The organism is Pedobacter cryoconitis (assembly GCF_014200605.1).
Taxonomy (GTDB): domain Bacteria; phylum Bacteroidota; class Bacteroidia; order Sphingobacteriales; family Sphingobacteriaceae; genus Pedobacter; species Pedobacter cryoconitis_B.
Genome location: NZ_JACHCE010000002.1, coordinates 188,011 through 199,869 on the forward strand (window position 1 = coordinate 188,011; position 11,859 = coordinate 199,869).

At 38.4% G+C, this 11,859-nt stretch carries 8 protein-coding genes; 6 read left to right on the forward strand and 2 right to left on the reverse strand.

All coding sequences use genetic code 11. The features are described 5' to 3' along the window. Positions 1-55: 55 nt before the first annotated feature. From HDE68_RS06875 to HDE68_RS06900, 6 genes are all read left to right on the forward strand, one after another. Positions 56-2,500 carry a TonB-dependent receptor gene (locus HDE68_RS06875; RefSeq protein ID WP_183880322.1) on the forward strand — a complete coding sequence of 815 codons (2,445 nt, stop codon included), beginning with the start codon at positions 56-58 and terminating at the stop codon, positions 2,498-2,500. A 62-nt stretch (positions 2,501-2,562) separates the two neighbouring features. Beyond that, entirely contained in the window at positions 2,563-3,810 is a 1,248-nt protein-coding gene (locus tag HDE68_RS06880; RefSeq protein ID WP_183880324.1) for a DUF4374 domain-containing protein, read from the forward strand. Between the two features lie 67 nt (positions 3,811-3,877). Next, positions 3,878-4,990, forward strand: coding sequence for a PepSY-associated TM helix domain-containing protein (locus HDE68_RS06885; RefSeq protein WP_183880326.1), 1,113 nt, complete (start codon positions 3,878-3,880; stop codon positions 4,988-4,990). After that, positions 4,987-7,416 (forward strand): outer membrane beta-barrel family protein, encoded by a 2,430-nt coding sequence (locus HDE68_RS06890; RefSeq protein WP_183880328.1) that lies wholly within the window; start codon positions 4,987-4,989, stop codon positions 7,414-7,416. The genes HDE68_RS06885 and HDE68_RS06890 overlap by 4 nt, the downstream gene beginning before the upstream one ends. A gap of 253 nt (positions 7,417-7,669) precedes the next feature. Continuing rightward, positions 7,670-8,413 (forward strand): zinc ribbon domain-containing protein, encoded by a 744-nt coding sequence (locus HDE68_RS06895; RefSeq protein WP_183880330.1) that lies wholly within the window; start codon positions 7,670-7,672, stop codon positions 8,411-8,413. Between the two features lie 140 nt (positions 8,414-8,553). Next, complete coding sequence (locus tag HDE68_RS06900) at positions 8,554-10,059, forward strand: tetratricopeptide repeat protein (protein WP_183880332.1); 1,506 nt, start codon at positions 8,554-8,556, stop codon at positions 10,057-10,059. Here the strand turns inward: HDE68_RS06900 and HDE68_RS06905 are convergent. Further along, complete coding sequence (locus HDE68_RS06905; RefSeq protein ID WP_183880334.1) at positions 10,056-11,138, reverse strand: 3-oxoacyl-ACP synthase III family protein; 1,083 nt, start codon at positions 11,136-11,138, stop codon at positions 10,056-10,058. The two genes, HDE68_RS06900 and HDE68_RS06905, sit on opposite strands and share 4 nt — an antisense overlap. A gap of 64 nt (positions 11,139-11,202) precedes the next feature. Then, positions 11,203-11,847: a lactate utilization protein C gene (locus HDE68_RS06910; protein ID WP_183880336.1), complete on the reverse strand. Its 645-nt coding sequence runs from the start codon at positions 11,845-11,847 to the stop codon at positions 11,203-11,205. Between the last annotated feature and the right edge of the window lie 12 nt (positions 11,848-11,859).

Here is an 11,859-nt window from a genome sequence, read left to right on the forward strand (position 1 = left end):
TGTATGACTCATCCCCAAATGGGGTTTACCTCTAAATCGTTATCATTTAAAAGCAATGCAAATTAAGAAAATTTTTCTGACGGGTATTTTGTGCGCCCTGATATTTTTTGTTCAGGCCCAGAGCGGCAAGAACGGCACGATTAAAGGAACTGTATTTAATGACCAGTCGGAAGCCATTCCAGGCGCTCATATTCAGCTATTACCCCTCAATAAAACAACTGTTAGTGATGGAAAAGGTGAATTCAGTTTTACTGGTTTGGCCGCGGGAACTTATAAAGTTAAAATTCATGCGCTTGGTCATGTTAAAACTGAAAGAGACCTGGTGGTCACTGATCAAAAAGTGCTGACAGTTAGTTTTAAGATTAAACAGGAAGCAAGAGAGATTGATGAGGTTGCTATTCTTGGTTTCAGCAAGAATCAGAAGACGAACAGACAGGCTTATAATGTGATCTCCATTGATGCAAAAATGCTTCATAATACCACAATGGATCTTGGACAGGTGATGAACAGGGTTTCTGGTGCCCGTGTACGTGAATCTGGTGGTGTGGGATCGGATATGACATTTAGTTTGAATGGATTTTCTGGTAACCAGGTGAAATTCTTTCTGGACGGCATACCAATGGAGAATTTTGGATCTTCTTTTCAGCTGAATAATATCCCGGTAAATTTTGCTGACCGGATAGAAGTTTATAAAGGCGTTGTTCCTGTATGGCTTGGCGGAGATGCATTGGGGGGCGCTGTAAATATTGTGACCAATACAGATCCAAGGACTTATGTCGATGCATCTTATTCATATGGTTCTTTCAACACGCATAAAAGCTCTGTTAATGCTGGTTATACAGCCAAATCTGGTTTTACAGTACAATTAAATGCTTTCCAGAACTACTCCGACAATAATTATTGGGTAACCGGAAATGTAACAGACAGTATAACCGGAGTAAATACGCTAAAAAGAGTACGCAGATTTCATGATCAGTATCATAATGAAACCGTAATTGCTAATGTTGGCGTGTCTGGAAAAAAATATGCTGACCAGTTTTTGATTGGTATTACTCTGGGACAAAATAAGGCAGATATACAAGTCGGAAACAGGATGGAAGATGTATTTGGCGCAAGATGGAAGTCTGGAAATACAATACAGCCTACCCTGAAATATGTGAAGAAAGATTTGTTTGTCAAAGGATTGGATTTAAGGGTAAACGGAAATTTTAACTTTGGAGAAGGACGTAATGTAGACACTGTTCCAAGAACATTTACCTGGGATGGAACTTCACAACCCCGATACCGTGGTAAACCTGACGCTGTTGACGGAGAAGTTAAACTGGCCGATTTTAAATTTAAAGATCATAGTGGTTTAGCTAATGCAGGACTGAATTACAACTTGAATGAACAGCATTCTTTTTCTCTTAATGAACAATTTTCCACCTTCAGCAGAAAAGGACTGAATCGTTTTGACCCGGAAAATCTCCAGGATAAACAGCCTCAAATTTCCCGGAAGAACATTTTGGGATTGGGTTATCGCTTCAACCTGAATGAAAAATTGAATTTTACAGCATTTACCAAAAAATATGATCAGTACATCGCCAGTAATGACGTGGTTAGCGGCCTTGACAAAGAGACTAAAGAAAAGGTATATACTATACTTTCAAGAAACAGTGATTTATCTAAACTAGGGTATGGGTTTGCCGGATCTTATTTCTTAACAGAAAGCATTCAGCTTAAAGCTTCGTATGAAAAATCTTATCGTTTGCCAAATAATGAAGAGGTTTTTGGAAATGTGTATACCACTGTTGCAAATCTTGAACTCATGCCTGAGCGTAGTGATAATGTTAACATTGGAGCCACTTATACTGCGGAAATAGATAAAATACATTTCTTTCAGATACAGGCTAATTATATTTTCCGTAATGCGAATGATTATATCCGGGCCAGGGTGTTGCCCGGAGGGAGTAACGGAACCTATCTGAGCGTATTTGAGAATATAGGGAAAGTAACTAATCGTGGGATTGACGCAGAAATTCGCTATGCTTATAAACAGTTATTTACGTTGAATACCAATTTCACTTATCAGAATTTAAGGAATGATAATGAATTCGAAAAATTGAAGAATGGCGAATTTTCAAAAATAAGAAGTGTCCTTTACAGAGATAGAATTCCTAATACCCCCTATCTTTTTGGGAATGCAAACGCCAGCCTTTATTTCAGTAATGTACTGGAAAAGGGTAATCAGCTTACTTTAGGTTATAACCTGTTGTATGTCAATAAGTTCTATCTGTACTGGCCAGGCCAGGGAGAGAAAGGTGGTAAAATGGATGTGCCAACGCAATGGTCCCATGATGTCAATATGATTTATTCAATGAGCGGGGGAAAATATAATATCGCAGTAGAATGTCTGAATTTAACGGATTCTAATGTGTTTGATAATTATGCTCTACAAAAGCCCAGCCGGTCTTTTAACATTAAACTCCGCTATTATTTTTCTAAAAAAAGAGGCTCCTGATCAGGTATGTCCTTTTGAATCAGATTTTTTAACCAGCTTTTAATAATTAAACAAATAAAACAATGAAGAAAACTACTAATTTTTTAATAACAGGCATGTTAGGAATGGCTGTATTATTAGGTGCTTGCAGCAAGAATAATACTTCAGATACGCCGGGAACTGTAGGTCCTGTAGACCCGGAGAAACCAGTTCGTTCAAAATATGTATTTGTTTATACCGGAAAGGGCGATGCTGCAGCAACATATATTGTAAGTGCAGATGATATTACCAAAGGAGGAGTTTCGTCCACTAATAATGGTGTCGAAGTAGACGCCTGGTCTTTTATCGTTCAAAATAATACAGTGTTTGCTCAGGCTTATAATGAACAGGGACTTGTAAGGCCATTCCGTATTAATGACCAGGGTAAAATAATTGAGGCCGGAAGGTCAGTAACTACTTTCCGTACAGGTGTATCTGGTAAAGTGGGTAATGATTTCTGGGTAGGCGGTGGTGACCCGCGTTCAAGTGGTATAGGTGAGTTATATCGTTTTGACGCTGTTAATCTTCAGCTTGCCGGAAGAAGTACAACCGATTTGAAAAAAATAACCGGAACGGGCTTTAATGCTGTATGGACTGGTTTATTTGAAGTAGATAATAAAATGTATCTTCCTTACTATAAGTTTAAACATACGCCGGGTGGCAGAGTTTACGAAGGTGAATATGGTAGTTTAGACAGTACATGGGTGGCTGTTTTCAGTTATCCTGAGATGAAATACGAAAAAACAATCGGGGATGACCGTACCGGTTTTATCGGAGACTGGAGCAGTCAGCAAGGACTTAAGCAAATCGAGAACGGAGACACTTATGCATGGTCCGGCGCATCGGGTGACGGAGATAAAAGAATGTCAACAAAACCATCAGGTATTGTCCGTATCAAAAAAGGAGCAGGACAATTCGATAAATCATATTTCTTTAATATTGAGGCTGCTGCAGGATCAAAAATCTGCAGGGGTGAATATATTGGTAAAGGTAAATTCCTGATGGCGGTTTACACCAGCGCCGGGGTAACCGGAGGAAAAATCAAGATGATTATTGCCGATGTATTTAATAATACGGTTACACCTGTTACAGGAGTTCCTGCACATGAATTTGGTGGTTTTAAATTGATTGTTTATCCTGAAACTGACGGTAAAACAATCAATTATGTAATGGAAGACGATGCAGGTGAATACTATGCCTACATTATTAATGCAGAGAATGGAACGGCAAAAAGAGGAATTCATATTGAAGGCGCAGCCAGCGTAACCGCTTTTTCGAAATTAACATATTAAAATATAGTGTTTTGTTGGGCCGCATTACCAGGTGTAAGCGGCCCTTTTTTTTTAAACTGTTCTTTAGATGTTCAAAAAAATCAATGCCTGGCTCCATTTGTGGCTGGGGCTTGCTTCAGGTATTATTGTCGTTATTGTCAGCCTTACCGGCTGTATATTAGTATTTGAACAGGAAATAAATAATTTGCTTTTCCCCTATCTGACTGTAAAACCAGAAGCGGAAAGTAAATATCTCCCTCCTTCTGAGATTTATAACAGTATAGCGAAATCACTGCCGGGTAAAAAAGCAGTGAGTATCTGGTATCATGGACTGGATAAATCTGCTCATGTGACCATTAATTCTGATTCTACAGCTTATGTAAACCCTTTTACCGGCGAAGTGCTTGCTGTTGCTGACCATGATGCTTTTTTTCATTTCATAGATGAAGGTCACCGCAACCTGTGGATGGGCAGAAAAATTGGTAAAGCTGTTGTTGGCTGGGGAACTTTTATTTTCTTCTTACTGCTGATCAGCGGGCTCATTTTATGGTATCCGAAAAAATGGAGTAAAACGAATATCAACAGAAGTTTTAAAATCAAATGGGATGCTAAGTTCAAAAGACTCAATTATGATCTTCATAATGTACTGGGATTTTATTCTCTTTTAATTGCCGTTATACTGGCTTGTACGGGGCTAATTATGAGCTTTTCCTGGTTTTCAAAAAGTATTTACTGGTTAAGTGGTGGTGACAGTATGCCTAAAAGGCAGAAACAGACGGAAGTTAAATTAATGCCGGCACCAAATCCTATTGTCTACAGTTCAGATAAGGTCTGGTATAAAGTGAGAAAGGAAATGGCAGTGCATGAAAAGAATGCCATTATTGTTTCTATTCCTGATCATGATGATGAGGCTATTTATGCCTGTACAGATATGCATAATGGCAGCTGGAGAGATCTTTATTTTAATCCAACTACAATTGAGCCTATGCCCTATTCAGGCAAACGTCTCTCGGATCTTGCTTTTGCAGACTGGCTCCGGAAATCAAATTATGCTATACATGTTGGGGCTATTGGAGGCCTTTTTACAAAAATCATTGCTTTTATCACTAGCCTGATCTGTGCCAGTTTACCGGTTACAGGGTTTTACGTCTGGTGGGGTAAAAGAAAAAAAACGAATAAAAAACAAAAATTAACGGTATGAAAGTTATCCTGACCTTATTAAGTTTCTTCCTATGTGCTCAAATAAATGCCCAGACACACCAGGTAAGAGGTCGTTTGACTGATGAGCAGCAGAAACCTGTTGGGTATGCTGGCATATTTTTACTCAGGGCTTCGGACTCTACGAAAGTAAAGGCTGTAGTGAGTGATTCGACAGGCTACTTTAATCTTTCTGATGTTCCAAAAGGTAAATATTTTGTCAGGATCAGCTATATCGGGTATCAGCATTATAATAGCGAACCTCTTGAATTGAATGGTTCAAGTCTGATTTCTAATCTTGGAAGTATCAGTATGCTTTCAGATCAGATGGCATTGAATACAGTAGAGATTAAAGCAAATAAAGCAGCTATTGTACAACAACTCGACCGGATGGTCATGAATGTTGAGAATAGCATCATGGCCGAAGGAGGGACTGCACTGGAATTGTTAAATAAGGCACCAGGCGTGACCGTAAGTGAAAGCGGCGAGCTGAGTTTAAAGGGCAGACCGGGCACGATGGTGATGATTAATGGTAAGCCTACTTATTTATCCGGAAACCAATTGGCAAATCTGTTAAGGGGGACAGCCTCAAATACGATTTCCAGAATTGAAATTATGGCAAACCCGTCTTCAAAATTTGATGCTGCGGGTAATGGAGGTATTGTTAATATTATTTTGAAAAAGAGTGTTAAAACAGGTTTGAATGGGACTGTTTCTGCGAATGGCGGCGCCGGAAGGGCTGCTCGTTTTGGAGGAGGAACGAGTCTTAATTATAGAGCAGAAAAGGTAAGTCTTTTTGGAAATTACAACTATTTCTATCAGGATTTAGAAGGCTCAAATGAAGTGAAACGGGATTTTTACCGTGATGGAATGGCTGCGGGAAAAAGTCCGTATAACAGCTCGTTTCAGCAGATGGATGAAAAAGCAAAGTTGCGCTCTCAAAATTTTCAGGTTGGAATGGACCTGTTTCTGAATGAAAAAAATACTCTGGGATTTCTTGTGAATGGCGGGGTTGGTAAATATCCGACAATTCAATCTACGGGCAATCGTTTGTCTGATCGGGAAACCGGCGGATTGTTATGGGATGCACATACTAGTACAACGGGAAAAGAGCGCTGGACGGATATGCTTTATAATATGAATTATAAGCATCTTTTTAATGATAAGGGTCATGAACTGAGTGTAGATCTGGACTATGTTTCCCATTTTTCTAAAATGGATCAGCAGTTGGATACGAGGTTTAGTGTGTATCCCGGAGGAGTTTTGCCCGCTAAAAAATCACGCATAGGTGATCTTCCTTCTGACAATGATATTTATGTAGCGAAGATAGATTATACTTTACCCGTTGAAAATCTTGGCAAACTGGAAGCTGGCTGGAAAGGAAGTATGGTTCGTATGGTTAACAATTTAAAATATGATACCTTACAAAACGGTGTTTATGTGCCTGATTATTCTACAAGTAATGATTTTATTTACCGGGAGCAAATTCAGGCAGGTTATATCAATCTGAAAAAAGATTTTGGGAAGTTGAGTATACAGGCAGGTCTGCGGGGAGAATATACCTATACAAAAGGGCATCAGCTCACGACGGATTCTTTAGTGAAGAGAAGTTATTTTAAATTATTTCCAAGTGTATTTCTGACGCAGGAGATCAATGATCAAAACAGATTGCAATTAAGCTATAGCAGGCGTATTGAGCGGCCTGGTTATTGGGATATGAACCCCTTCAGGGTCTATACAGACCCTTTTTCTTACGAAGAGGGAAATCCTTATTTACGTCCTTCGATTGTGAATGCATTTGAATTTGGTTATGGCTTCCGTTCCCGTTATTATACGACGCTGACTTATAATTCAAGTACAGATGTAATCAGCAGCCTTTTAGGGGGAAATAGTGAGCTGGCATTTCAGCGTCCTGAAAATCTGGCTACTTTCAAAAATTATGGGATTAGTTTTACTGCTACAGTAGATTTTACGAAGTGGTGGACAGGCACACAGTTTGTCAATCTTTTCAGGAATAACTTCTCAATTGCAGGTCAAAAAGAGGAAGAAAGTATTAAAGGGACAAGTTTTACATTTGATTCGCAGCATACTTTTAAACTGGGAAATGGCTGGAAAGCGGAGCTTAGCGGATTGTATAAGACTAAAGTAATTTCGGGCGTGTTTACTACGCAATCCTATTACATGGTTTCGGCAGGTGGACAAAAGGATATATTGAAGGATAAAGCAAGTTTAAAGCTTTTGGTGAATGATATTTTCCAGAGCAGACAGATTAAACAGTCTGCGGCTTATGGAAATATTGCTACCTATAGCCATAGCAGGCCCGACAGCCGTGCGATAGTTTTATCTTTCAGTTATCGCTTTGGTGGAGACGGAGCTGGTGGTAAACAACGCAGTACAGCGAGTGAAGACTTAAAAGGGAGGTTAAAATAAGGCAGATCAGCTCAAATACAGGGGATAAAATATTTAATTAAAAGCCAATCAGCAGATTAATAGCAAATTGTATGGCTGAAAGAAAATATAATACTTATCTTTGCAAGCTTTAGCAATAGACTATATGATAATTAATTCCAATAATTTAGGATATTAAGTGTCATTTTGAATCTGTGCAAAAGCTAAGAAACAGTTAAATAACTGACATTTAGTCAAATATAATTATACCCATACCCATAAATTATTTCATTTAATGGAACAAACTGTAGAGCAAAAGCTGAAAGCTTTATACGAATTACAAACCCTTCATACAAAAATTGATAAAATACGTCAGATTCGTGGTGAATTGCCAATGGAAGTGGCTGATTTAGAAGATGAGGTAGCGGGATTGGAAACGCGTATACAAAAATTCAAAGCTGAATTGGATGAAACCGAAGATGCTATTGTAACACGTAAAAATATGATCAAAGAAGCTCAGGCTTTGATTAAAAAATATGATACTCAGTTAAAAGAAGTAAAAAATAATCGTGAGTATGATGCTTTAACAAAAGAAGTAGAGATCCAATCTCTTGAAATTCAGGTTTGTGAAAAGAAAATCAGAGAATACGGATTTGATATCTCTACAAAAACTGAAGTTTATGAGAAAGCTTTATCTGATCTTGAATCAAGAAAAAATGATTTAGAGATTAAAAGAGGTGAACTTCAAACAATTACTTCTGAAACTGAGAAAGACGAACAAGGTTTAAATAAAAAAGCTGAGAAAGCTGAAGGTGTAATTGAAGAAAGATTATTAATTGCTTACAGAAGATTAAGAGGAAACGCGAACAACGGTCTTGCTGTTGTAACTATTGACCGTGATTCTTGCTCAGGATGTTTCAATCAGATCCCGCCTCAGCGTCAGTTGGATATTCGTCAGCGTAAAAAAATCATCGTATGTGAGCATTGCGGAAGGATTTTAGTTGATGAAGCATTAACATTAGAAAATGTACCTGCATAATTAGATAAAATTATTGCGAAGCATAAAAAAAACGGTCAGATTGTAATCTGACCGTTTTTTTTATGCAGAAAATTCCTGAATTTAAAACAATAACATACCATTTGTCGTTTTTATGGATTCACCATATAGAAATATTTAATATGCCTGCCAAAAGGAAACTGACCCTCCTGTTTAGATATTGCCTCTTCCCTTTGTTTTTAGTCCTTCCCGGTACGGTACACGCAAATTTCGATTTTAATGCAAATTGTTTAAAAGCTTATCAATTGATTTTTGAGCTTAAGATCAATGCGGCCAAACAATTGATCGCTGCAGAAAAGAATGTACACCCTAAAAACGCTATAGTGCCTCTGCTGGAAAACTATGCGGATTATTTTTATCTGATCACCGTAGAAAGCAAGCAGGAATTTGACAGATTGAAAGATGAAAAATCCAGGAGATTAAGTCAGCTGGAGGATGATGACGAAAAGTCTCCATATTACTTATATGCACAGGCAGAGATTAATTTGCAATGGGCTTTATTGAGAAGCCGCTATGGCGAGTATTTTACTGCTGCTAGGGAAATCAAGAAGGCTAACAGTCTGTTGCAGGAGAATAGTAAGAAATTTCCGGGATTCCATTTGAACGGTAAAGGCCTTGGGCTGATTAACGTTTTTTTAGGAAACCTGCCGGATGGCATGCTGAAAAGTACACTTTCGACTTTTGGGGTAAAAGGAGATGTACAAAAGGGACTGGTTATGCTGGATAAGCTTGCACAAAACCTGCCCCGCTCTGCATTTGAGCCATTTTATGAAGAAGTCGTATTTTATTATTCTTATGTTTTATCGGATGTAATCCATTCACCTGATGCATATGCTAAAACTATGAAATATACAGCCAGGATAACTGACAACAGCTTGTTAAAGGCCTATTTACAAGCTTATGTTTGTGCCCGCAATGGTCACAATGAGGAAGCGATTGCTATTTTAGCGAAAAGACCTGCAGGAGAAGGTTATCAGCCATTCCCTTATCTGGAGCTTTTAATGGGTACGGCAAAGCTGAATAAACTTGATTATTCAGCCTCAAATAATTTCAAGAGATTCCTGGCTTTGAATAAAGGCGTCAATTACATTAAAGATGCGAACCTGCACTTGTCATGGGTAGCGCTGTTAAATGGCGATACAGGGGCTTATAGAGGTTATATTGCTAAAGTTAAGAGTAGTGGCTATACGTATGCCGAGAAAGATAAACAGGCTGTAAATGAAGCAGGCGCTCCGGCCCCTGAGGCGGGCCTGTTAAAAGCGAGGTTATTATTTGATGGTGGATATTATGCTAAAGCTTTAGAGGTGTTAGCAGGTGAGAGTGCTTCAGGTTATCAGTCTGTAAAAGATAAAGTGGAATATTACTATCGTATGGGGCGGATCTATGACGCGCTCGATAAAGATGAAAATGCCTTGCAGTATTATCAGAATGCAATAAATTTCGGGAAGAATTTAAAGTATTATTATGCGGCTACTTCGGCCCTGAATATGGGGAAGATATATGCAAAGAAAAATAATGATGCCAGGGCTAAAGCTTGCTTTAACCAGGCAATCAATATGAAAAATCATGAATATGAGAACAGTATTGAAACCCAGGCCAAAGATGGCCTGAGAAAACTGGGCAATTAAAATCTATATACGAAGGCGTTAATATGCATTCCTGCACCTACAGAAGCAAAGACTGCGTATTCGCCGGTTTTTATTTTATAACCTGCAACCTTCTCTTTTAAAACAAGATCCAGTAAGGTAGGGATAGTTGCAACAGAGCTATTACCTAACCAGGAAATGGTCATTGGAACAAGGTTTTCAGGAACAGAATCTTTATGGTATAATTTGAACAGTCTTTTCATAATGGCATTATCCATTTTGCCGTTTGCCTGGTGTATGAAGACAGTTTTAATATCTTCAATACTCAATCCTGCTTTATCTATAGCCATTTTTACGACATGAGGAACATTGACAACAGCAAACTCATAAAGCTTGCGCCCGTTCATTTTCATATAAGTATTGCCATCTGTTGCTGTTGGATTACAACTTTTAGCCATGTATAACAGAGAAGCGAAATTTCCAGCAAATGTTTGCGTTTTATGCGCAATAATACCAATCGGCTGATCATCTTCAACGGCTTCGAAAACCACTGCTCCCGCTCCATCCGAAAATATCATGCTATCACGGTCATGCGGATCTATAATTCTGGATAATGTTTCTGAGCCGATAACCAGAACACGTTTGGCATCGCCGCTCTGGATCAGGTAATTGGCCTGTATTGCACCTTGTACCCATCCCGGACATCCAAATATAATATCGTAGGAAACGCAATCAGGATTGACGATCTCCAGCTGCTGTTTAACTTTAGCAGCAAGTGAAGGTAAAATATCCATACGGTTACTTCCATGATGAATATCGCCGAAATTATGACAGACTATAATATGATCTAATGTTTCTTTATCAATTTTAGCATCATCCAAAGCCCTTTGTGCGGCAATTGCAGCGATGTTGCTGTTTAGCAGGTTATCATCGATATAACGACGCTCTATGATCTCAGTAATTTCAGAGAATTTACTGATAATATCTGCGTTGTCTTTTTCAAGAATGAGCCCGTTTTCGTAAAAAGTTGAGTTCAGGAATGAATCGCCTGAAACTATTTTCTCCGGAATGTAACTTCCTGTGCCTGCAATTACTGAAGATATATGCTTTCTATTACCCATTCTGAACCGTATACTGTTTTAGTATTTAGTATAAAACTAGGATTAATTTATTGAAAACAAAAATTTAAGAGAAATCATCAATTAAAAAAACAAATAATTCTTTTGGGCCATGTGCACCAAGGACAAGTGTCTTTTCAATATCAGCTGTTCTGCTGGGACCTGTAATTGTACTGATCATAGATGGAAGCTGTGATCCATATTTGTTTTTGATGAGCTGAAAGCCATCTTTAAGATCCATTACCATCTGCCCGGTTCTGGCAATGACGATATGGTGATGCGGAAAAATGCTTAGCCTTCTCCCTGCTTCATTTTGATTGCTGAGTAATATAGAGCCGTTTCTGGCAATTAAAGCCTCGCACATGGTAATACCTACTTCGGCCATTTCAAAGTCCTTGTCGGTCTTATAAAAAGGAAATTCGTAAGTAGAAAGTAAATTCTGAAGCTCAGTTTCCCAGCAATAGATTTTTCTCCATTTAAACTTATCAGCCAGTTCCAGGATGTTTTCAATAAATTCAACACCATCTTCGCAATAAATAAAATTGCCGGATACAGCAGTGAGCTGTTCGGCAAATAAAATTTCCGGAATCTCTGTATTAGCTTTATAAAGCGGGGTTTCTTCTAAATTAGGATAAGGGTTATCTCTTTTTTCAAGCAGAGCTTTCCTTATCTTTTTTAGCATCAACTCCTTTGAGGAAATATTCTCTTGCATAAAAAAAATGGA

Bases quoted from the DNA above. Each gene is read 5' to 3' on its own strand.
- HDE68_RS06905 (WP_183880334.1), bottom strand. From the start codon at position 11,138: ATGGGTAATAGAAAGCATATATCTTCAGTAATTGCAGGCACAGGAAGT.
- HDE68_RS06900 (WP_183880332.1), top strand. From the start codon at position 8,554: ATGCCTGCCAAAAGGAAACTGACCCTCCTGTTTAGATATTGCCTCTTC.
- HDE68_RS06875 (WP_183880322.1), top strand. From the start codon at position 56: ATGCAAATTAAGAAAATTTTTCTGACGGGTATTTTGTGCGCCCTGATA.
- HDE68_RS06880 (WP_183880324.1), top strand. From the start codon at position 2,563: ATGAAGAAAACTACTAATTTTTTAATAACAGGCATGTTAGGAATGGCT.
- HDE68_RS06885 (WP_183880326.1), top strand. From the start codon at position 3,878: ATGTTCAAAAAAATCAATGCCTGGCTCCATTTGTGGCTGGGGCTTGCT.
- HDE68_RS06890 (WP_183880328.1), top strand. From the start codon at position 4,987: ATGAAAGTTATCCTGACCTTATTAAGTTTCTTCCTATGTGCTCAAATA.
- HDE68_RS06895 (WP_183880330.1), top strand. From the start codon at position 7,670: ATGGAACAAACTGTAGAGCAAAAGCTGAAAGCTTTATACGAATTACAA.
- HDE68_RS06910 (WP_183880336.1), bottom strand. From the start codon at position 11,847: ATGCAAGAGAATATTTCCTCAAAGGAGTTGATGCTAAAAAAGATAAGG.